This window comes from uncultured Acidaminococcus sp., assembly GCA_900538365.1.
Classification (GTDB): Bacteria; Bacillota; Negativicutes; order Acidaminococcales; family Acidaminococcaceae; genus Acidaminococcus.
Map to the genome: position 1 here is coordinate 20580 of UPXT01000015.1, position 22107 is coordinate 42686.

Sequence of the window (22107 nt, forward strand, 5' to 3'; positions counted from 1 at the left end):
CTTATTTATGACTCTTGGCAGGATGGTTCTTCCGCCGGAATGAATTAAAGTTGCGTGCAGCCCTGCCTGTACCGAGGACAACACAAAGAGGGGCATCGGAGGCAATCCGTACGGGCATGCCCGTATCGCGTGCCATAACCCGATCGATATTGCGCAAAAGAGCTCCGCCGCCCGTCAGGACAATGCCCCGGTCCATGATATCGCTGGCAAGTTCCGGCGGGGTCATTTCAAGAGTGGTCTTCACCACATCGATGATCTCCCGAAGGGGCTCGTAAAGGGCCGGCAGAAGTTGATTCTGATTTATTGAAAGCGGTTTGGGAAGGCCTGTAAGCAGGTCTCTTCCCCGGATTTCCATGGTCTGGGGCTGGGTACTTTCCGCAAGGGAACCAATTTCCATTTTCATCCGCTCAGCCATAACGGGACTGATCATGAGATTGTACTGTCTCCTGATATACTGGACCAAGGATTCATCAAGGGCATCGCCGCCCAACCGAAGCGTCCGGGAAAGAACAATCTTTCCCATGGAAATGACCGCCACTTCCGTCGTACCGCCGCCTAAGTCCACCACCATGTTTCCCGCCGCTTCCCGGACAGGCATATCAGCTCCCAAGGCAGCCGCAAGGGGTTCTTCAATAAGATACGTATCCCGCGCGCCGGCTTGGGTTGCAGCATCGATGACAGCCCTGCGCTCCACGGCTGTGACACCGCAGGGAACACTTACGACAAGCGTGGGCTGGACAAACTTACGACCGCGAAGTGCTTTTTTGAGAAAGATGCGCAGCATCGCGGCAGCTACATCAAAATCAGCAATGACCCCATCCCGCAGAGGACGGAGGGTTTCAAGAAAGTCCGGTGTCCGGCCTTCCATCTGTTTGGCTTCGCTGCCAACAGCCAGGATCCTGCCCGTTTTTTTATGGCGCGCCACCAATGATGGTTCCCGGACAATGATGCCCTTTTCTTTTGTATAAATCAAGGTATTGGCTGTTCCCAGGTCCACGCCCATGGTGGAAGATAGGGAGCCGAACAAATCAAACACGCATGATCCCTCTTTCTTTATAACTTATCCGCATCTTTAAAACTATAGTAGATCCCATCACCAATAATGATATGGTCCGCCAGCGGAATATCCATCAAGCTCCCTACTTGAGCCAGGCGCTCTGTCAGACGGATATCCGGATGGCTGGGCGTTGGGTCCCCGGAAGGATGATTATGGACCAGGATCAAGGCGGATGCATGATGATGAAGGGCAGTCTCGAAGATTTCCCGTGGATGCACCGTTGCCTGACTGGCACTGCCGACAAAGACCTCTTCGATTCCCAGGACTTTTCCCTTGGCAGAAAGCAGAAGGGTCAGGACATGTTCCTTTACTTCGTAGCGAAGACGCTCCATAACAATGCGGGCTGCATCGCTGGGACATCTGATCCGGGCCCCTTGGCGACTTGTTTTTTCCGCAAGGCGCCGGCCCAATTCAAGGGCAGCGACGATGACCGAAGCCCGAGCCGGGCCAAGGCCCTTCACATGGGTGAGTTCCTCAATCCTTGTTACGCGGGCCAATTGATCGAGATCCATCTCCCGGCTGGTCAACAGTGAAGCGATTTCAAGGGCCGATGCACCGCGCGTTCCCGACCCAATGAGAATGGTCAATAGTTCCGTTACGCTAAGGGCCTTGGCCCCTTTTTCCTTAAGCCGTTCCCGAGGCCGTTCTTCGCGAACGATTTCGTGCATGGAGCAGTGTTGTGTCATCTAGTTTCACATCCAGTTCGTCGAGTGCTGTAAAAAGAGTGGAAAGAGGAAGACCAACAACATTGCTGTAGGAGCCTTCAATGTGAGGAATGAAAAGGGCGGCCGCCCCTTGGATTCCATAGGCCCCAGCCTTATCCATTGGTTCTCCCGTTTCAATATAGCGATGAATGAGCCCGTCCGTAAGGGGGCAAAACGTAACTTGCGTTGTCGTCACGGAAAGATGTTCCTTACCGTCCAGACTCATATAAAGGCCCGTATGGACCATATGGGTCCTGCCAGAAAGACGCTGCAGCATGCGCACAGCATCCTCCCTGTCCTTCGGTTTTCCAAGGATGCCACGCTCATCAACAACAACCGTGTCAGCCGCAATGACAAGGGCATCGGGGGCTGCCGCAGCCGCAACTTTCCGTCCTTTACGGGCGGCATTTTCACGAACCAGGGCCTCTGGGGAAAGAGCTTCCGTCACTTCCTCCACCTGGCTGTCCATGACAAGGGGGTCCATGCCAACCTGCATAAGAAGTTCCTTGCGCCGAGGGGACTTTGATGCCAAAATAACCTGCATGACAGCCTCCTTATAGATGCTGAAAAATCACAAGGGCCAAGATCATGCCGATGATGGCTACAAGATTGGGAGAAAAAGTAAAGCCAAAGGTAATCTTGGCAATATAAAGATCCACATCGACAGGAGGAATATTAAGGACCTGATACTTATGAATCAAAAAGGCCGTACCAGCCCCAAAAAATTGAGATGCTTCAAGGAAGTTCCCTAAAAGACCGCCGATGATGGCACCGGCCGCAAGAAACAGAAAGAACCAGAACCGATCCTTGGAACCAAAAGTCATATCAGCTCTCCACCCTTTCTTCCGGAAGCATGCCTTCCGTATAGTATCCTGTAATGGCCCATTGCTTACCGCGTCGGCTTGTGACATCCCGTTTGAAGGTCCGGGCGTACTGAAAGCCCAAAAGCCCCCAGACAACAGCGCCGATGAATATGGTCACGCCAAGGTCAAACGGCAGATAGCGGGATACGGCACGGCCAAAAACAGCTCCGGCAAGAAGGGTCAGTAAGGGAATCCCGCGAACGATCCATTTGCCTTGCCGCTCATCAAGGGTCTGTTCTTCCACTTCCACATAGGTCCCGTTTTTCGCTTCACATGTATTCCAGCAGTCAAGGATGCGCGGCTTTTCACCCTTTTTGAGTCCCCGTTCAATACGGACCTTGGCTCGCTGTCCACTGACTGCTGTCACAATTCCAATATAACGCTCCATCAAGGCCTCCTTATGCTCCGAAATCAAGGAACTGACTGGGGTAACGACGAGCTAGCTCGGCAATCATGCGGTCTGAACACTTAAAGAGCAGGCCGCAAAGCTTCTTTCCCTTCCGATAGACCAGGATGCGCTGGGGATTGGGATCAAGGGAAGAGTACCGATGGGTATAGCTGCCAATCTTCGTTTTCCTAAAGAAACTTTTCTTATAATGGTTGCTGAAGCTTTCCATGTCTTTAAGGGAAATGGAAAGACGCCGTTCAATCCCTAAACCGTACATGATGATGATGAAATGACTGGGCGTCAAGGTATAAGTATAGGAAAAGGCGGTCCGCCACAGATAAAGCAGAAGGAACAAAACATTAAAGCCCCATCCCATGAGGCTGAAGCGATATAATGCAAAAGTACGGTACCCTTCATAGACCCAGAAAAGAGCAATGACAAAAAAGGTGACATACTGCAGAGTCCGGCGGGTTTCACCGATACCGGAGAATTCTTTCATTTCCTCGATCAATGGGGGTTCTCCTTTATAAAAATTACTTATAGGAAGCAATGGGTTCCCTTCCACGATAAACATTCTATATTATATCAAAAAATCCCTCGTTTTCATACCTTTTCCCATAGGAAAGGATGCCCCTTGGGCATAAAAAAAAGGCTGCTGCAGAAATCTGCAGCAAGCCTTTTTTGAATGACAGAGAAATGTGCGTCATGCACAAAGTTATTTGGCCGCGCCAATCATGGCCAGCATGGTACCAGCTGCAACAGCCGTACCAATAACACCGGCTACGTTCGGGCCCATGGCATGCATGAGCAGGAAGTTGGACGGATTGGCTTTCTGACCGACAACCTGAGAGACACGGGCTGCCATGGGGACAGCGGAAACACCGGCACTGCCAATCAGCGGATTGGTCTTGCCATGGTCCAGGATGCACATTAATTTGCCGAAGATGACACCAGTAGCGGTACCACCGGCAAAAGCGACGAGGCCCAAGAAAATGATCAGGATTGTTTGCGTCGTCAGGAAGCTTTCGGCCTTCATCGTAAGGCCAGTCCCCGTTGCCAGCATGATGGTCACGATGTTCATGAGGGCATTTTGAGCCGTGTCGGACAGACGGCCCAAGCAGCCTGCCTCGGTGAAGAGGTTACCCAGCATGAGCATCCCAATCAGGGAGCATACGGAAGGAAGCAGTAAGGAGATAAAAATGGTGCAGACAATAGGGAATACCACTTTTTCAAAGTGGGAAACCGTACGGAGCTGAGCCATTTTGATTTTGCGGTCTTCCTTGCTCGTAAACAGCTTCATGATAGGCGGCTGAATGAGCGGTACAAGGGACATATAAGAATACGCAGCTACAGCAATGGCACCCAGCAGATGCGGAGCCATCTTGGAAGCAAGGTAAATGGAAGTCGGGCCATCAGCACCGCCAATGATGCCGATTGCAGCAGCTTCCCTTACGTTAAAGCCAAGAAGCATGGCGCCAAGAAGAGCTACGAATACGCCGGCCTGGGCAGCAGCACCAAGAAGCAGGGTCTTCGGGTTAGCAAGCAGCGGACCAAAGTCCGTCATGGCCCCAACACCCATAAAAATGAGCGGTGGGAAGACTTCATACTTGATACCAGCCAGGATCAGCTGCATAACGCCAGGATCGGTTTCAAACCCGGTTCTGGGGATATTCGCCAAAAGACACCCGAAAGCAATCGGGGTAAGCAGCAACGGTTCAAAGCCCTTGACAATGGCCAGGTAAAGCAGGATGCACCCAACCAGGATCATAATGGCATTGCCCGCTGTAAAAGCCATGAAACCGCTGTCCGTCAGGACAGATTTCAGAGCTACCAGAAAAGCATCCATAATCTAAACGTCCTCCTTTGATATAGGTGGCGTGAGATTAGAGAACAACCATCACGTCGCCAGTGGCAACCGTATCACCAGCGCTGACGCGAACATCGGATACAGTACCATCTTCCGGAGCCATGATTTCATTCTGCATCTTCATGGCTTCAAGGATCAAGAGGACATCGCCAGCTTCAACTTTATCGCCAGCTTTGACGTTGACGGACAGGACCTTGCCAGGCATCGGAGCTTCAACCGTAATGGAGCCGGCAGGAGCAGCGGCAGCTTCTTTCTTAGGAGCCGGAGCAGGAGCAGCAGCAGGAGCAGCAGCCGGAGCGGCAGCAGGAGCCGGAGCAGCAACAGGAGCAGCAGCCGGAGCCGGAGCAGCAGCAGGAGCAGCAGGAGCAACAGGAGCAGCAGCGACGGTGCCGCCGACTTCTTCAACTTCTACAGAATAAACCGTACCGTTAACGTTGACATTGAATTTTTTCATGAGAAAACCCTCCTTAAAAATGTAACTGAACTGTTTGCCTAATGGCGAATGATTGGTGAATAGTCCCTCTTCTATTCATCAAAAGTAGTGATGAGGCAGCGCCATCGGTTCCATTTTCCGTTTGTGTTCGGCAATGGCGGCCATGAGTGCTGCGGCAACTGCGTCATCCTCATCCTGGATCATAGCCAGGACAGCTGCGATGGCAGCTACCTTTTCTTCCTCTTGGCGCTTTTGAGCGGCATTGGAAGCCGGTTTTACTGGGACGGCAGCTTTCTTAGGCTGCGCGTTCTTTTTTTTTGTCGGATCGATCCAGTAAATCACTTTCATCAGGATTCCAAGGACGATCAACACACCAAATACAATGGTCATGTTGATGACCGCAATGAGCCAAGGATTCTCTGTCATGAATGTCACCTCACTTTCCTTTTCGTAGGTAATGGTTTATATCAAAATCACAGAGGAATATTACCGTGTTTTTTCTTTGGCCGGTCTTCCTGCTTGGATTTTAACATACGCAGCGCTTTGATCAAGGTCGGGCGGGTCGTCTTCGGTTCGATGACCATTTCGACCATCCCGTGTTTAGCCGCATAGTAAGGTGTTGCAAAATTCTCAATGTATTCCTCGGTCTTTGCTTCGACATCTTCCTCATGACGGAAAATAATCTTAGCAGCTCCCTGAGGACCCATAACGGCAATCTCAGCGGTCGGCCAAGCAATGACGTGGTCGGCGCCAAGATCCTGGGCGCACATGGCAAGGTAGGCCCCGCCATAAGCTTTGCGGGTTACAAGGGTAATCTTGGGAACCGTGGCTTCACAGTAAGCATAAAGCATCTTGGCCCCGTGACGGATGATGCCGCCGTATTCTTGGTCCGTTCCCGGCAGGAAGCCCGGTACATCAACAATGTTGATGAGGGGAATCCCGAAGGAATCGCAGAAACGAATGAAGCGAGCCGCCTTATCGGAGGCATTGATATCAAGACAGCCAGCCATGATGCGCGGCTGGTTGGCAATGATGCCGACCGTACTTCCGTCCAAACGGGCCAGACAGGTAATGATGTTGCGAGCATACATACGATGCGGTTCCACGTATTCACCGTTATCGACGATACTGCGGATGATCTTGTACATGTCGTACGGCATATGGGACCCATCAGGAATGATGGTATTAAGCGATTCATCCATGCGGAACGCACTGTCACCCGTATCATAGACCGGCGGCTTTTCTCGGTTGTTCGAAGGCAGGAAGCTTAGAAGATACCGAATCTGTTCCAAGCAGTCCGCATCGTTTTCCGCCGCAAAATCAGCCACGCCGGAACGGGTGCTGTGCGTGAAAGTTCCGCCTAGGTCTTCCTGGCCAACATCCTCACCCGTTACGGATTTGACGACTTCCGGACCGGTAATGAACATTTTCGAGCTCTTCTTCACCATGTAGATGAAGTCTGTCAGGGCCGGACTGTAAACAGCACCGCCGGCGCAAGGACCCATGATGGCCGAAATCTGCGGGATAACCCCGGAAGAAAGGGTGTTCTGCTTGAACATCTTCCCAAAGCCAGCAAGGGCATCCGTAGCTTCCTGGATACGGGCCCCACCGGAATCAGCCATTCCGATGATGGGCGCGCCCGTTTTTAAGGCCATGGCCTGAACCTTGGCAATCTTATTGGCATGCATCTCGCCCAAGCTGCCGCCTTCAACGGTAAAGTCCTGTGCAAAGACAAAGACTGTACGGCCATTGACCGTACCATAACCAGTTACAACCCCATCACCGGGCAAATATTTCTTTTCCTGGCCGAAATTGGAGCAACGATGCTCCACAAATTTATCAAGCTCTACAAAACTGCCTTGGTCCAAAAAGGAAGTGATGCGTTCCCGGGCCGTCATCTTGCCGGAATCGTGCTGTTTGGCAACCCTTTTGGCACCGCCGCCAGCTTCTATTGTTTCGTAGCGCTGCAGCATATCATCAATTTTTTCTCTAGTAGTCAAATGCGATACCCCCTTATGGATCTGTATCGAAAATCTAAAATTTCATTAATTTACTAAATATTTAAAACAGAGTCATTGTAACATAAATTGCAAAACCTGACTAGTTGTTTTCACCAAATAGCCTATAGGAAAAAGCTTGCCCCCCCATGGGATTTTTCTTATATATCCAAGAAAGGCCCGTCTCCGTTTCCGTTCGAGACACTGCATTGTAGATGATAACAAGATTTCTGACAACTTGCAAGCAAAGGGAAAGCGCATTTTTTTCATATGTTCTTTTACCCCGCATAGGCTCTCATTTTCTTTCCCTTCAGCCTATAAGTTTTCTCGGTTTTGCCTTCAATATGAGTTGACGCCGCATCCGTCATTTCTTTCGGGATCGACGCGACCGGATGATGCAGTCTTCTTCCTTGGCAAAGCCCCGAATGACATCCTCGGCAAAGATGCGGCATGTGGGTGCTCCGCAGGCCCCGCAGTCAAGGCCAGGGAGCCGTTCCGCAAGGGCCGTCAGCCGCTCCATCTTTTCCATGGCTGTTCCAAAATCAGGATCAAGGGGCGGAGCCGGTTTGGCCTGGAGGGACTTGATGTAGTTCTTGGAACTTGGAAAATTTTCACAAATGCGGGCGGCCTGCATCGCTTCCCTGCGGTCCTCCCACTCCCGTTCATGACGCAACATGGCCCGTCTTTCAAGGTTCTTTGTCCCGACAAATTTATTGACGGCCACACTGGGCCCGCCGACACAGCCTCCGTCACATATATAACAGCTGACGTATTCAACGTCGGTGAGACTCCCCAACGTAATCTGCTTTAGGACCTCATCCACGTCTTCCGGTCCGCTCACACTAAGCCCATGCCGGCATCCCGTAGAAATCAGTTCTCCCCGCTCGGTTCCCCAAAGCAGTTCATAGCTGGTCCCCACGAGGGCTTGGGGCAGTTCATTCTTTTCTTTCCGGATCTCACTGATGACAACGGAAAGGGGTCCATAAAGAGAGGCCAGTGTAAAGGAACCGGTTACGGCCGTATGGGCTACATCCACCGACTGATGGATGTTCGTGCCCTTGGCAGGACAAGGAGATAGGAACCATATACCGACATCCTCCGGCGCCAGATTCAGGCGCTTCATGGTTTCCCGCCGTACATAGATGGCGGCTGCTTCAGCCGGCGCTAGGGCTGGCACAACGTGACAGATAAGTTCCGGATATTTTGTTTGGATCAGGCGCAGCACAGCAGGACAGGCCGAGGAAATCACCGGATAAGGTCCCTTGTAGGAAGCAAGATAAGCTTCGATTTCCTCACTGATATAGTCCCCGGCAAGGGGCACATCAAAAACACTGTCAAACCCAATTTCCTTGAGGCCCTGCCAAAGAATGGATGCTGAAATGGTCCCGTCAAACTGGGCATAGAAAGACGGCGTAGCCAGGGCAATATTGACCTTGTAGCTTTTCAGCTCCTCCAAAGGTTCCACCAAAGCGGCAATGGCCCGGGTTGGACAGCAGCGGATACATTCCCCGCAGTCAATGCAGCGGTCGGAAATGATGACCGCTTTGCCATCCCGGACCCGGATGGCCTGGACAAGGCATTTCTTGACACAGAGGAGACACCCGGTGCAACGGTCCTCTTCGACACGAACGGAATTCAAATAGGAACGATCCACAGAGGGTCACCTTCTTTCTTGTTACTGACAAAGGAAGGTCATGATGACCGTAGTTCCTTCCCCTACCTTTGTCTGGATTTCAAACGCATCGGATACTTTCTTCATATTGGGAAGGCCCATGCCGGCCCCAAATCCCTTGGCACGGATTTCCTCCGAAGCCGTGGACCAGCCTTCCTGCATGGCCTTCTGCACATCCGGAATCCCCGGACCATGGTCGATGACCCTTACAATAATAGCTTTAGGTGAAAAATCCGCAAGGACCTTGCCCCCGCCGCCATGGATCAAACAATTGATTTCCCCTTCGTAGGTTCCAATGGCAATACGTCGAATAAGTTCTGGCGAGAGTCCCAGCTGCTGGAGCATTTCCTTGATGGAAATCGACGCCGCACCGGCCCGCTCGAAGTCACCTTTTACAACAGGATATTCCTTTTCCACGTCAGCGGCTCTCCGCATCCTTCGCAGTGCAGCCCCGCAGCCCCAGACTGTAGAGGCGTCCGCAGGCCTCGAACATGGTGCACTTCGTGTAAAGGACGGGAATATCCTTTCTCTTGGCGGCCATGAGGACATCACTTTCAGGATGCTTGTCACGAACGAAGATTATGGCGGCAATATCACTGACATCAGCCGTACGGACAACTTGGATATTGAGCAGTCCCGTCAAGAGTACAGCCTTGTTCTTGGCATAGGCCAGGACATCACTCATCATATCACTGCCGCAGGCCATCTTCACTTCCCGGTTCAGGAGATTTTCCCCACAGGCCACTTGGGCATCCAGGACTTCCACTGCTTGTTTCAAAGTAATCATGTTTTTTCCTCCTCTTGGTGATCAATCAACTCGCGTTAGGAACGTCGGGTAATACAAAACAGGCTTTCCAGCTGCTGCCGTTCCCAAGCGTCCCGATGGGGGTCAAGGGCCTGCAGCGCTTTGGTCGCATAACTGGACATACTTCCCGGGTAATGGATACTGATGGAACGTTGGGGGTGTTGATGTTTGATCAGGGCAATCGCCATATAGACATAGCCCGCCTCCCGGGGATTATTCATCTTACTGAGTTTCTGCACGGCATCATCAAGGAAGCCCATAGCCTCCTTTTCCTGCTCCTTGCGCATGGCAAGCAGTGCCAAGTAGGATTCCACAATGGAATGGCGCCAGCAGAAATTATAACGGGGGAAGAGTTCATAGGCCTTTCGAAAATACTTTTCAGCCTGCTCATAACGGCCCATAGCATAACAAACCACACCGGCATTGCAGGAAAAGACAACCCAAGAGCTGTAGGCATCCTGGTCCCTCGCGTATTCCATGGCCTTGTCATAATAGTCGAGGGCTTCTTGATAACGGCCCATGCCGCGCCGGATTTCCCCCAAATAATTATAGGCACCGGCAATGTTCAGGGCATACCGCCGCTGGACGCTCTGGGTCACCATGAAAGTGGAAATGGATTCCTTGAGAAGCCGTTCCGCCTCAGAGAAATTCCCCTGCATGATCATGTTAAGACCTTTGAGACGAAGGAGGATGCCCATTTCCTTATGATAGTTGCACTCATCGGCTACATTGAGGGCAAGTTCCAGATAGTTCTTCATCTCTTCCGTATTGCCAATCTGGATGTCGTAATAAATCATCTGCTTGTAGCCCATAAGGAGATAATCAAGGTTTCGCACCTCGGAAGCAATCTCCACAAGGCTCAGGATGTTCCGGACCCCCTTTTCATATTCACCGGTCCGGATATAATGACGGCCCATAAGGTGCAGGTAGGTCATATCAAGGTCCTTGACCTCACCTGTTTCCCCATAGGTCCGATGGATGGTGTGCATCATCTCATCGACCTCACTCACCAGTTCATCCAGGTGCAGTTCCAAAAAGAAACTTTCATTCCGGCTTTCTTCCACACCGCCAGTCAGGTCAAGGACGGGAAACAGTTCATTGCTGAAATTGAGGTAATACATAAGGGTCTTGAGTTTATAGCGCCCCATGTTCCACCAATTCCCCGACTCCTTGTAATGATATTCCAGATGGCGATAGATCCGGATATCCTGTGTGGAATGAGTGAGTCGTTTTTCCCAAAGGCCGGCCACGTAGCTATGCAGGATGCGCCATTTTTCCGGTGAAATCTGCTGTTTGACATAGCTTGCCAGTTTCTGCTGAATGATTTCGTAGAGCACTTCTGGCTGTTGGGGAATGGCTTTGATGAAGCCCGTTTTTTCAAGGACTTCCAAACTTTCCAGGACCTGGAGATTGTTAAGGTGCATATATTCCGAAATCATGGCCAGCGGCGCGCCGTCGTAGAAAAGAGCGATGAAGTCAAGAATCTTGCGTTCTTCATCAGACAGGGCAGCACAGCCATTGCGGAAAATGGTCCGAACATTTTCCGTCAGATTGTCTAGGCTCCCCGTCGTTTTCAAGGCCATGAGGTATTCCTTGAGAAGAAAAAGATTACCTTCTGAATCTGCAAGGAGCTGGCTGATGATCTCGTCCGTGAGAGGAACACCCGGTTGGTAGGCTTCACTGACAGCCTTGACCGTGTCCTTTGTCAAGGGCAAAAGCTCTACACGGTGCACTTTTTCATACATGGAAACCGTTGACACGAATTGCTGAAAGTCCTTGTCTTCACTGCTGCGAGCCGTGAGGAAAAAGAGGAAGCGATGGGATTTTTGATGGAGGATCAGGCTGGTCAGGAGCGACAGACTGAAAGGATCCATCCACTGCAGGTCCTCAAAAACAATCACGAACGGTCTTGCCGCCGCCACTTCTTCCAAAAGGGAATAAAGGGTATGGAAGATGGCATCAAATTTCAGCATTTCCTTGATTTCGCCAAGACCTGATTCATGTCCATCCATCACGTCAAACTGTGGGAAAAGTTTGTAGACCCGGTTGGGATCGATTGTGGAAACCCGGATATGTTCCTTTTGGATCAGGCTGCGCAGCGCGTCAAGGATGCTTATCCACGGGCGCAGGAGAATATTGCGTTCCGGTTGGAAGCAATTGGTCTGGACGACGGCAAATTCCGGAGGCAGCTGATCCAAGGACGCATCTTTCACAAGTGTCTTGCCGCTGCCCGCATTGCCATAAAGGAATATGGCCGTGTTTTCCCCCACCCTCACGAAGCGGTCCAGTTGGTTCCGGAGCAGCTGGGTTTCCTTTTCCCGCCCCAAAACATTCGGGCCCAAGCTGCTCAAGGCAGAATGTCCCTTGGCTTCCTTTGCAGAAGCCTCCTTCATCATGGTTTCGATTTCCGGCGGTACGCTGCTCTGGAGTTCTTCACGGAAGAGTTTTTTCATCTCATCGTAAAGCTCCAACGCCTGCCGCATATTGCCCTGTTCACAATAGGTACGCAGCAGGAGAATATAGATGCTTTCATCATAAGGATTGTGGGTAATAAGCTGCCGGCCGTAACGCGTAACTTTGGCCATGTTGCCAATGGCAACAGCTTCCTTGAGCTTTTGAAAAAGGACGTCCAGATAAAGGCCTTCAAGACGGTCCCGTTCCGTAAGATACCAGGATTCATATTCCGGGGAATCCTTCACATAAAAGCCTTGGAGGAAACTTCCTTGATAAAGGTCCAGCTGATTGCCCGGATCCCTTTCAAATTCCGTAACATCCACCTTGAAATCAATGTCCGGATTAACCTTGATAATCGCCTTCCGTGGAGAGACAAAGACATTGGGTCCCAAGAGCTTCTTGGTTTCATAAATGGCATTGCGAAGATTTTTCCTAGCAATGGCATCGGATTTATCCCCCCAGAGGATCCCACTCAGTTCATCACGCATGACCGTTCCTTTGACGAGGATATAATATACGAGGGCATTCACTTTATTGTACGGAAAAAAGACTTCCTGCCCATCTTTTTTGATTACTGGTGCGCCTAAAAAACGCGCCTCAAGAGTATGCGCCATGATCCCTTTCCCTCCAATCATCTGGCACGTATCCGCATCAGATGTCACTACTAAAAGTCTCCTCCATTATAATATAAAAACGCCGATATGACAAAGAAATCCAGCCGTAATGTTGGCTTATTTCCTACCGTTTCCGCAATTAACAGAACGAATGATCGGGGCTTTTCCTTACATTTTAGAAAATAGCATGCAAAATCATTGCACTGCGCAAAAAAAACAAAAAGGAGGCTCCCACTCAAAAGCAGGAGCCTTCTTTGATTATACGGAAGCTGTATGAACCAGCTCACCTTTCTTGATGACTTTTTCTACAATGTTGACGCCGGTATGATAGGGGAGAAACTTGTAGGAAGGATATTGAAGAATCGTCAGATCTGCCTGTTTACCGATTTCAATGGACCCAATCCGGTCAGCCCGCCCTACGGCAGCAGCCCCGTTCAAAGTAAGGGCCGTAATGGCTTCCTCGGCCGTCATATGCATATAGATCACAGCCAGGCCAATCATGAGCGGCACGGAGAAGGTGAAGCCGCTTCCCGGGTTGAAATCCGTTGCAAGTGCCACGGCACACCCCGCATCAATCATCTCCCGAGCCCGGGCAAAAGGTTCACGCAGGCAGAACGCGGTCGTCGGCAAAAGAGTCGAAACGACACCATTTTCGGCCATGGCCTTGATGCCAGCATCGGACGCATGAAGGAGATGGTCCGCACTCGTGGCCTTAAGTTCACCAGCAAGTTCCGAACCACCAAGGGATACAATCTCATCTGCGTGAATCTTGAGCTTGAAGCCCATTTCCCGCGCTTTCTTAAGGTACTGACGGCTTTCCTCAACGGAGAAAACCCCTTCTTCACAGAAAATATCACAAAATTCGGCAAGATTTTCCTTTTTGACAACGGGCATGACTTCCTTTAAAAGGAAATCCAGAAAAGCTTCGCTGCGCCCTTTATATTCAGGCGGGACTGCATGGGCCCCAAGGAAGGTGGAAACCAACTCAATCGGCTGGGAGGCATTCAGCTTCTGCGTCACATGAAGCTGCTTGATTTCTGTGTCGTAGTCCTGCCCATAACCGCTTTTGGCTTCGACCGTCGTCACTCCCATGGCCAGCATCTTCTTGAGATGATCCATGGCATGGTCGGCAAGTTCCGCTTCCGACGCTTCCCGAGTTGCCTTCATGGTGTTAATGATTCCGCCGCCGCGGTTCATGATGTCCATGTAGCTCATGCCGCCCATACGCCAGAGAAATTCATCGGGACGGTATCCACCAAAGACAAGGTGGGTATGAGAATCAACAAATCCCGGCAGAACCGCTTTATGGGCAGCATCGATCTGGTTTTCCTGGGGAACTTCCTTTTCCCATTGAGCGGGATCACCAATTCCTTTGATGATTCCATCCTCGATAAAGATGGAAACATTTTCATAGACCTTGACATCACCCATCGCCTTGCCAAAGCGGGCCGAGTGGCCTTGGGGCGTCACAATTTGGGAGGCATTGCGAATCAATACTTTTTTCGTCATAGTGGGCTCCTTTTTCAGGGGGAGAAGATTCCCCCATCATATCGTCAAAGAGATTGCCGTCTTAAGGCGGCAATCTCCCGACCAAAATAATGAAGTTGAAGAGGAATTGAGGGAAAACTTAATCTTTGATTACATGGGCCGTCGGATATACCTTGGCAACAGCCTCCTTGACTTTTTTATCATCGGCCAAGTAAGGAATCGTCAGATGCCCAATTCCAGCGCGGGTACCGTTGAATTCAACAGCTGTTTCCATGGCATGTTCGTTGCGGGCCCAGCTGCGACGGGCAACCCCACTCATAACATCCCAGCTCAGTGCGCTGCGAATGATTTCATCAACTCTGTGGCTGCCGTCAAGAACAAGGCCGAAGCCGCCATTGATGGCTTTGCCGATCCCGACGCCGCCGCCATTGTGAAGGGCAACAAGGCTCATGCCGCGGGCCGCGTTACCAGCATAGGTTTGGACGGCCATATCAGCCATGACGTTGGAGCCATCTTTGATGTTGCTCGTTTCACGGAACGGGGAGTCCGTACCGGATACGTCATGATGGTCACGACCCATCATGACAGGGCCGATTTCACCTTTGCGGACCAGTTCGTTGAACTTGAGGGCAATATTGACACGGCCGATTTCATCCTGATAAAGGATACGGGCCTGGGTACCAACGACCATCTTGTTCTTTTCAGCGTCACGGATCCAGATGTAGTTGTCGCGATCCTGATAGCGACGGTTCGGATCGATGCAGCTCATGGCAGCCATATCGGTCTTATGCAGGTCTTCCGGCTTGCCGCTTAGGCAGACCCAACGGAACGGGCCATAACCGTAGTCAAAGAGCTGCGGTCCCATGATATCTTCGACATAGCTCGGCCAAATGAAGCCGTCCTTATCATCAACGCCGTTCTTGGAGATTTCCGTTACACCGGAATCAAAGACAGCTTTCATGAAGGAGTTGCCATAGTCAAAGAAATAGATTCCCTTGCTGGTGATGCGTTTCAGTGCATTGTAATGGGCATGGAGGGTCTTATCAACAAGTTCACGGAAATGCTTGGGATCTTCGGCAAGCATCTTCGTACGTTCTTCAAAAGTCAGGCCCTGCGGGCAGTACCCGCCGTCATATACGTTGTGGCAGCTGGTCTGATCGGACACAAGGTCAACATGGACATCATGGTCAGCGATATATTCGAGAAGATCGACGATGTTCCCATGATAAGCATAGGCTTTGCCTTCCTTTTTGGCCATTGCATCCTGAGCCAATTTGATGACTTCCGGAATGGAGTCAGAAACTCCCGTAATCCAACCCTGATCAAGACGGGTCTTGATACGGGATGCATCAACTTCAGCAATGATGGCTGCACAGTTAGCGATGATAGCCGCTTTGCCCTGAGCGCCACTCATACCGCCCAAGCCGCTCGTAACAAAAAGTTTGCCGCCCAGGTCCCCATCTTCAGGGATTCCCAGTTTCATACGGCCTGCGTTGAGGATCGTATTGAAGGTCCCATGGACAATCCCTTGAGGTCCAATATACATCCAGCCGCCAGCAGTCATCTGGCCATAGTTGGCAACGCCCATTTCTTCAGCGATTTCCCAATCATGGAGGTTATCATACTCGCCAACCATGATACCGTTGGAAATGATGACACGCGGAGCTTCCGGTTTGGAGCGGAAGAGGCCCAGGGGATGACCGGATTCCATGACAAGGGTCTGATCCTGTGTCATTTCTTCCAAATAGCGTTTGATCAGAAGATACTGCATCCAGTCATGGCAGACGGAACCCGTTTCTCCATAGGTGACCAGTTCGTACGGATAGAGGGCAACTTCAAAGTCCAAGTTGTTATCAATCATGACCTGAAAAGCTTTGCCTTCCGTGCATTTTCCTTTGTATTCATCAATGGGCTTGCCGTAGATGCGGCCTTCCGGGCGGAAACGATAGCCATAGATACGGCCGCGGGTCGTCAGTTCTTCGAGGAACTCAGGAATGAGTTCATCGTGATATTCTTCAGGAATGTAGCGCAGGGCATTTTTCAGTGCCAGTTCGGTCTGGGCAGGGCTGAGGCGGAAGCCGCGGTCAGGGGCTCTGCGGATACCTTCTTGGAAAGGTTTCTTCGGAGGAAGTCCATTCGGGAATTCCAGTTTGATTGTCATAGCCTTTGCGATATCAGCATTTTTCATGTCGTAACCACTCCTTCTTTCACACGATATCCTGATAAACGGGGCTTTCCCCCATCTCGATTACGCCCTTATTCTATCGATTTATCATCTAAAAAACGTCGAATTTGGGCGCACAGGAGAAATCATTTTAAAAATTTTTCCGACTGTTTTTTGACGGAAAAACGCTTCACCGTCAGAAAAACCGTCCAAAAAGCAAGCCCTTTCCCATCTTATGAACAAGAGCAGCCGCCCGAGGCCGCTGCTCTTGTGTAACCGGTAACTCCGGATCAAAGTATGGATCAGAAGAACTTGAGATCTGCCTTATCTTCAACGGCTTCAAGGATGTCGCCGCGTTTGACGACGTCCGTAATCTTTTCGAGTTCCTTGAACATTTCAATATCCTTATCATAAGCGATGAAGGCATTGGTCTTACGAACCGTATCGTAGGCAGCCTGCGTACCATCTCCCAGTTTGAAGCCTTCACCAGCACGCAGGTCAATAGCCTGGCAGGCGGCGAGGATTTCCGTTGCAATGACGCGGCGGACGTTGAAGCAGATTTCTCCCGCTTTGCGGGCTGCCGCAGCGCCCATGGAAACAAGATCTTCCTGGTTTTCGCAGCTCGGAATGGAGTCGACCGATGCCGGATGAGCGAGGACCTTGTTTTCACTGACAAGAGCAGCGGCTGCATATTGGGTGATCATGAAGCCGGAGTTCAGGCCCGGATGAGCAACAAGGAAGGACGGGAACCCACTGAGGGAGTTGTTGATGGTCCGTTCCAAACGACGTTCCGAAACGTTGGCAATTTCCGAAAGACCAATACCGAGGAAGTCAAAGGGCAGAGCCATCGGTTCGCCATGGAAGTTGCCACCGGAGATGACTGCGCCATCAGGCAGGACAATGGGGTTATCCGTAGCGGAGTTGATTTCGATATCAACCTTTTCTTTGACAAAACCCAGGGCATCCTTGCTGGCGCCGTGAATCTGCGGTACGCAGCGGAGGGAGTACGGATCCTGGACCTTCAGTTCACCCTGGTGGGTAACGTAAGTGGAATTCTTCAGGAGGCTGCGGATATTGTAGGCCGTATCAAGCTGGCCGCGATGTGGACGGATTGTATGGAGCCGTTCGTCAAAGGCATCAATGATGCCGCGGTTGGCTTCCATCGTAAGGGCAGCGGCGATATCGCTCTGTTTGAGAAGGAGCATCCCATCCCAAAGGGCGAAGGTCCCCATGGCAGTCAGGATTGGAGTCCCATTGATGAGGGCCAGGCCTTCCTTGGCAACAAGGCGGATGGTCGGGATCCCAGCACGGTCCATGGCTTCCTTGCCGCTCATCAGTTTGCCCTGATATTCAGCATCACCCAGTCCAAGCATCGGGAGAACCATGTGAGCCAGCGGTGCAAGGTCACCGGAAGCCCCAAGGGAACCTTTTTCAGGAATATAGGGATGAACACCCTTGTTGATCATATCGACAAGGACATTCAGGGTTTCCAAACGGATACCGGAATACCCTTTGACCAAGGCATTGGCGCGAATCAGCATGGCAGCGCGGGTCACTTCGCGGGACAGAGGATTACCATAACCGCAGGAATGGGTGCGGATAAGGTTTTCCTGGAGTTGGCTGCAGTCTTCCTTGGAAATGGAAACGCGGCAAAGGGAACCAAAGCCGGTCGTTACCCCGTAAACAACCCTTTCATTATCTACGATATCATCGATAAGGGCACGGGAGGCCTTGATGCGGTCAATGGCGTCGGGATCGACCTTGATCTTGGCGTCGTAGCGGCTGACGGCCACCAATTCTTCGAGGGAAAGGTCATTTCCGGTCAGGACTACTTCTTTAATGTTCTTTACATCTTTCAACAGCATTGTTCGTCATCCTCCTTATAAAATAAGCACATGGTTTATGGAATGTATGAATCCAGCATTACAAAAGATGGAATTTCCAAAGGAATCGGCTGCCTCTTTGCAGGGAAGGGGGCAGCCGACCAGATAAAGCCTTACCCGAGAATCATGGCGCCGATGACGCCGCCAATCAGCAGGGTAACATCGTAGAAGATAAAGGTAGGTACACAGGTGTCCCAAATATGGTTGTGCTGACCATCTGCATTCAGACCTGACGTCGGACCCAAGGTAGAGTCAGAAGCCGGGGAACCAGCATCACCCAAAGCGGCAGCAATACCGATGAGCAGGATGATGGAACCAGTCGAGAAACCAAGTTTGTAGCCCATAGGAATGTAAATGGAGGCGACAACCGGGATGGTCCCAAAGGAAGTCCCAATTCCCATGGTGATAAGCAGGCCAACAAGGAGCATGACGATGGCACCGCTCAGCTTGGTGTTGATAATAGCCGTCGTCGCATTGACAAGGGATTCCACAGAGTGGGTTTCACGAAGGACCTGGGCATAGCCAGCAGCTACGAGCATAACGAAAGCGATGAAGCCCATCATGGCAACGCCGCCATCAACGTACTTGTCGATTTCTTTCCATTTGATGGCACCCGTAAGGATCATGACAAGAAGACCGCAGGAAGCACCAATCGGCAGGGATTCGAAATGAAGCTGGGCAACAAAGGCAACGACGGCAGCAGCAAGGGCCTTCCAGCAATCAGCCGTCATCTTGACCTCTTCGTCGGAAATTTCATTGGCACCAGCAATAGGCAGGTCTTCATATTCACGGTCTCTCGTACCATAGAGCATAACGGCCAAGATAAGACCTACGAGCATGGAAGCACCGCCGATCCACATGACGGAAGAAATATCCCCAATCCCTACATCCACTTTATTGGCTACCATCTGATCCTTGATGATGGTCATGAAAAGCAGGCCAAACCCAACAGGCAGGGAAACATACGGAGCTTTCAGGCCGAAGGTCAGTGCACAGGCAACGGCACGGCGGTCCAGTTTCATTTTGTTCATAACGTGCAGCAGGGGCGGAATCAAAATAGGGATGAAAGCAATATGAACAGGGATCAGGTTCTGTGAGAAGCAGGCAAAGAACGCAATGGTGAAGCAGAACAGGATCTTCTTTGTGCCGACAGCCTTTGCAATCTTGCGGGCTGCAATATCAGCCAAACCGGAGCGGCCAATGGCAACAGCCAAGATTCCCAGCAGGATGTAGCTCAAGGCCGTTTCCGAGTTCCCACCCATCCCAGCAATGAGGGTGCTGAATGTCTTGGGAAGATCCATGCCGCCCGTCAATCCGGCAACGACACCAGAAATCAGGATGGCCAGCAGCACGTTCATTTTCATCAAGCAGAGGGCCGACATGACAACAACAGATATGACAATTGGGTTGGTCAAAATATCCATGTAATCCTCAACTCCTTTTCATTTTGGGTTTTCCGTACCAATCAAATCATCGGGAAGCTGCCTGCTCAACTTCCTTTTAATTTACATTTTCATTCTAGTCAGGACCTGACAAAAAAACGTCAAAAAAAATTTTATTGTCAGTTATTTTTCTTTTCCGTAAAAACCCGAATTTTTTTGACGAAAGACAACGATATACTATGCTAAAGCGCTTTTGCTGTTGAAAAAGGCTCACAGAGCCATTTTTACTTTTATATATGCATTCTGTATACAGTTTTTCATTTTGGATTAGTTGCTTTTTTTAATGCGTCAAAATTCGAATTTAAAAATTATAAAACATATTTTTATTTGTACCATATCGAATAATAAAGAAGCCATTTATTATTTCATTTCCAGGTTTATTTTCTTTTATTTTTTTTAAGTCTATTTTTATTCCCTTATTTAGCGGTTCCCTCTCTGACTGCTCATGCGTGTCATGAGTAATGATGCTCTTTTTCCATCTAGATGAAAAATTTTACCAATAAACGAATAAAAAGAATGCAAACTTTCTCTTTCTCCCTGCTTTTTATATGTTCCTGGAAAGTCACACAAAAATAGGACCGCAAAGAAACGAATGCATCATTTCTTTGCGGTCCCGTATCAACAGGTGCCCCCTGTCTCAGTTCAGTTTCTTTCCCATCCTTTTTTCTGCCCAGTCGATGATCCGGCCTTCGTGGATCATCTCCCGCAGCCACTCGATATGGGGATAAAGAAACATATCATTTTCCATAACGGGTACTTTCTTGCCAATTTCCGTCAAAATCGCAGCAGACGCTTTCCCCCGTTTGACACCAGGCTGAACAAAGGACTGGGCCTCATAAACGGAAAGGAGTTCAATGGCAAGGATATATTCGAGTTTTTCTGCTGCAATAAGCGCTTTTTTGGTTGCGTTATACCCCATAGCCACGTAATCTTCTTGATTGCCGCAGGTCGGCGTATTGTCAATGCTTGCCGGTGTTGACAGGATACGCATTTCGTTGAGGAGACCGGCCTGGGTATATTGGGGAATCATAAGGCCGGAATTAAGGCCCGGATTTTTGATCAGGAACCATGGATGACCTGAAAGGCTGCCATCAATCAGACGATTGTTTCGCCGCTCCGACATCTTTGCCAGCATGGTAGCGGCAATGACGGATGAATCCATAGCGAGCCCGACGTAGGAAGAATCCGGATTGCAGGCTGAAATGACGTCAGCGTCCTTCTTCCCAGGCCAAATGATAGGATTGTCACAACAGGAATTGATTTCCGTTTCAATACTTATAAGGGCATCATTCAATGTTTTTTTGACCGCTCCGTGAAGCTGGGGAATGCAGCGCAGAGAAAGGGCATCCTGCACCCTTTTTCCTGCCGCGTTCTTGATGATATCAGAATCAGCAAGGAAATTCCTGACGTTTTCCGCTGTTTTTCCCTGATCCTTGTGGGGGCGCACAGACATGACCCGCTCATCAAAAGCATTCATGACGCCCTCAAGAGCTTCTACACTCATGGCGCCAATCACATCGGCCGTTCGGGCCGCCTTAAGAAAATCGTAAAGAGCGATGGCTGCCATTGCGGTCGGTGACGTCGTTCCCGACACGAGTGCAAGACCTTCCTTGCTTGATAGCTCAACAGGAGCAAGTCCGACTTTCTTAAGTGCATCCGCACCAGATAAAAGCTCACCGTCTGCCCACGCCTTCCCTCTCCCTGTAAGGACAAGGGCCATATGGGCCTCAGGGCTTAAATAGCCGACACTTCCTTCCCCCGGGGCCCAAGGGACCACTCCGAGATTGAGACACTGCCGGACCTGCTCCAAGACGCACAGGCGCACACCGCTATAGCCCTGACCCAAGTTCTGGAGCATCATGAGCAGCGTACCCCGCACCACTTCTTCTGAAAGAGGCGCCCCCACAGATGTCGAATGGGAAAGGATGATATTGGTCTGGAGCTGGGCCGTCTCTTTCTTATCGATGGCTTTGGTGCAAAGGGCACCAAAGCCGGTTGTCACTCCGTACATGACTTTTTCTTCATCAACCCATTTTTCCACCAAGGCCCGGGATGCATTGACCCTGTTTCGATAAGCCGCTGAGAATTCCACCTTGGCATGGCGGCGAACAATGTCCATAAATTGATCGAGGCTGAGGTGTTTGCCCAGACGAATGGTTCCCATAAAATCACTTTCCTTCCGCTTCTACTTGGTCGACACTGTCTACAATATCCTTTTTTGTGGTTGATTGCAATAGCAAATAGGACACTAGACAAAAAGTTTATGAGGACGTTTT

The 22107-nt window shown here is 50.5% G+C and carries 19 protein-coding genes; all 19 read right to left on the reverse strand.

Translation table 11 applies throughout. From position 1 onward, the window contains the following. Position 1 precedes the first annotated feature (1 nt). Positions 2-1036 (reverse strand): rod shape-determining protein, encoded by a 1035-nt coding sequence (locus tag QZQ08_RS04595; protein WP_296328571.1) that lies wholly within the window; start codon positions 1034-1036, stop codon positions 2-4. Positions 1037-1053: 17 nt separating this feature from the next. Then, positions 1054-1743 carry a DNA repair protein RadC gene (gene radC / locus QZQ08_RS04600; RefSeq protein ID WP_296328573.1) on the reverse strand — a complete coding sequence of 230 codons (690 nt, stop codon included), beginning with the start codon at positions 1741-1743 and terminating at the stop codon, positions 1054-1056. Then, a complete protein-coding gene (locus QZQ08_RS04605; RefSeq protein WP_296328576.1) occupies positions 1682-2305 on the reverse strand; it encodes a nucleoside triphosphate pyrophosphatase in 624 nt (207 codons plus the stop codon). Before QZQ08_RS04605 ends, radC begins: the two co-directional genes overlap by 62 nt. 10 nt (positions 2306-2315) lie before the next feature. Continuing rightward, entirely contained in the window at positions 2316-2585 is a 270-nt protein-coding gene (locus tag QZQ08_RS04610) for a DUF4321 domain-containing protein (RefSeq protein ID WP_009016082.1), read from the reverse strand. Position 2586: 1 nt separating this feature from the next. Then, positions 2587-3012: a SoxR reducing system RseC family protein gene (locus tag QZQ08_RS04615; RefSeq protein ID WP_296328582.1), complete on the reverse strand. Its 426-nt coding sequence runs from the start codon at positions 3010-3012 to the stop codon at positions 2587-2589. A gap of 10 nt (positions 3013-3022) precedes the next feature. After that, entirely contained in the window at positions 3023-3511 is a 489-nt protein-coding gene (locus QZQ08_RS04620; RefSeq protein WP_296328585.1) for a hypothetical protein, read from the reverse strand. Positions 3512-3727: 216 nt separating this feature from the next. Then, entirely contained in the window at positions 3728-4858 is a 1131-nt protein-coding gene (gene gcdB, locus QZQ08_RS04625; RefSeq protein ID WP_296328588.1) for a sodium ion-translocating glutaconyl-CoA decarboxylase subunit beta, read from the reverse strand. Between the two features lie 37 nt (positions 4859-4895). Then, positions 4896-5333, reverse strand: coding sequence for a sodium ion-translocating glutaconyl-CoA decarboxylase subunit gamma (gcdC, locus tag QZQ08_RS04630; protein WP_296328592.1), 438 nt, complete (start codon positions 5331-5333; stop codon positions 4896-4898). 78 nt (positions 5334-5411) lie between these two features. After that, on the reverse strand, positions 5412-5738 hold the full coding sequence (gene gcdD / locus QZQ08_RS04635) for a sodium ion-translocating glutaconyl-CoA decarboxylase subunit delta (RefSeq protein WP_296328595.1): 327 nt from the start codon (positions 5736-5738) through the stop codon (positions 5412-5414). A gap of 47 nt (positions 5739-5785) precedes the next feature. Beyond that, on the reverse strand, positions 5786-7285 hold the full coding sequence (locus QZQ08_RS04640) for a carboxyl transferase domain-containing protein (protein WP_366140884.1): 1500 nt from the start codon (positions 7283-7285) through the stop codon (positions 5786-5788). Between the two features lie 388 nt (positions 7286-7673). Next, positions 7674-8963, reverse strand: a complete 1290-nt coding sequence (locus QZQ08_RS04645; protein ID WP_296328601.1) for a [Fe-Fe] hydrogenase large subunit C-terminal domain-containing protein — start codon at positions 8961-8963, stop codon at positions 7674-7676. Positions 8964-8984: 21 nt separating this feature from the next. Beyond that, complete coding sequence (locus QZQ08_RS04650) at positions 8985-9416, reverse strand: ATP-binding protein (protein ID WP_366140883.1); 432 nt, start codon at positions 9414-9416, stop codon at positions 8985-8987. Next, positions 9400-9768: a DRTGG domain-containing protein gene (locus QZQ08_RS04655; RefSeq protein WP_296328608.1), complete on the reverse strand. Its 369-nt coding sequence runs from the start codon at positions 9766-9768 to the stop codon at positions 9400-9402. Before QZQ08_RS04655 ends, QZQ08_RS04650 begins: the two co-directional genes overlap by 17 nt. 35 nt (positions 9769-9803) lie before the next feature. Next, complete coding sequence (locus QZQ08_RS04660; protein ID WP_296328611.1) at positions 9804-12854, reverse strand: tetratricopeptide repeat protein; 3051 nt, start codon at positions 12852-12854, stop codon at positions 9804-9806. Between the two features lie 258 nt (positions 12855-13112). After that, positions 13113-14363: an imidazolonepropionase gene (gene hutI / locus QZQ08_RS04665; RefSeq protein ID WP_296328613.1), complete on the reverse strand. Its 1251-nt coding sequence runs from the start codon at positions 14361-14363 to the stop codon at positions 13113-13115. A gap of 118 nt (positions 14364-14481) precedes the next feature. Continuing rightward, on the reverse strand, positions 14482-16530 hold the full coding sequence (locus QZQ08_RS04670; RefSeq protein WP_009016136.1) for a urocanate hydratase: 2049 nt from the start codon (positions 16528-16530) through the stop codon (positions 14482-14484). A 278-nt stretch (positions 16531-16808) separates the two neighbouring features. After that, a complete protein-coding gene (hutH, locus tag QZQ08_RS04675; RefSeq protein WP_014128085.1) occupies positions 16809-18371 on the reverse strand; it encodes a histidine ammonia-lyase in 1563 nt (520 codons plus the stop codon). Between the two features lie 131 nt (positions 18372-18502). After that, positions 18503-19813 carry a Na+/H+ antiporter family protein gene (locus tag QZQ08_RS04680; RefSeq protein WP_296328618.1) on the reverse strand — a complete coding sequence of 437 codons (1311 nt, stop codon included), beginning with the start codon at positions 19811-19813 and terminating at the stop codon, positions 18503-18505. A gap of 655 nt (positions 19814-20468) precedes the next feature. Further along, complete coding sequence (hutH, locus tag QZQ08_RS04685; RefSeq protein ID WP_296328620.1) at positions 20469-21995, reverse strand: histidine ammonia-lyase; 1527 nt, start codon at positions 21993-21995, stop codon at positions 20469-20471. Between the last annotated feature and the right edge of the window lie 112 nt (positions 21996-22107).

Bases quoted from the DNA above. Each gene is read 5' to 3' on its own strand.
- radC (WP_296328573.1), bottom strand. From the start codon at position 1,743: ATGACACAACACTGCTCCATGCACGAAATCGTTCGCGAAGAACGGCCT.
- QZQ08_RS04605 (WP_296328576.1), bottom strand. From the start codon at position 2,305: ATGCAGGTTATTTTGGCATCAAAGTCCCCTCGGCGCAAGGAACTTCTT.
- QZQ08_RS04610 (WP_009016082.1), bottom strand. From the start codon at position 2,585: ATGACTTTTGGTTCCAAGGATCGGTTCTGGTTCTTTCTGTTTCTTGCG.
- QZQ08_RS04615 (WP_296328582.1), bottom strand. From the start codon at position 3,012: ATGGAGCGTTATATTGGAATTGTGACAGCAGTCAGTGGACAGCGAGCC.
- QZQ08_RS04620 (WP_296328585.1), bottom strand. From the start codon at position 3,511: ATGAAAGAATTCTCCGGTATCGGTGAAACCCGCCGGACTCTGCAGTAT.
- gcdB (WP_296328588.1), bottom strand. From the start codon at position 4,858: ATGGATGCTTTTCTGGTAGCTCTGAAATCTGTCCTGACGGACAGCGGT.
- gcdC (WP_296328592.1), bottom strand. From the start codon at position 5,333: ATGAAAAAATTCAATGTCAACGTTAACGGTACGGTTTATTCTGTAGAA.
- gcdD (WP_296328595.1), bottom strand. From the start codon at position 5,738: ATGACAGAGAATCCTTGGCTCATTGCGGTCATCAACATGACCATTGTA.
- QZQ08_RS04640 (WP_366140884.1), bottom strand. From the start codon at position 7,285: ATGCTGCAGCGCTACGAAACAATAGAAGCTGGCGGCGGTGCCAAAAGG.
- QZQ08_RS04650 (WP_366140883.1), bottom strand. From the start codon at position 9,416: ATGCGGAGAGCCGCTGACGTGGAAAAGGAATATCCTGTTGTAAAAGGT.
- QZQ08_RS04655 (WP_296328608.1), bottom strand. From the start codon at position 9,768: ATGATTACTTTGAAACAAGCAGTGGAAGTCCTGGATGCCCAAGTGGCC.
- QZQ08_RS04660 (WP_296328611.1), bottom strand. From the start codon at position 12,854: ATGGCGCATACTCTTGAGGCGCGTTTTTTAGGCGCACCAGTAATCAAA.
- hutI (WP_296328613.1), bottom strand. From the start codon at position 14,363: ATGACGAAAAAAGTATTGATTCGCAATGCCTCCCAAATTGTGACGCCC.
- QZQ08_RS04670 (WP_009016136.1), bottom strand. From the start codon at position 16,530: ATGAAAAATGCTGATATCGCAAAGGCTATGACAATCAAACTGGAATTC.
- hutH (WP_014128085.1), bottom strand. From the start codon at position 18,371: ATGCTGTTGAAAGATGTAAAGAACATTAAAGAAGTAGTCCTGACCGGA.
- QZQ08_RS04680 (WP_296328618.1), bottom strand. From the start codon at position 19,813: ATGGATATTTTGACCAACCCAATTGTCATATCTGTTGTTGTCATGTCG.
- hutH (WP_296328620.1), bottom strand. From the start codon at position 21,995: ATGGGAACCATTCGTCTGGGCAAACACCTCAGCCTCGATCAATTTATG.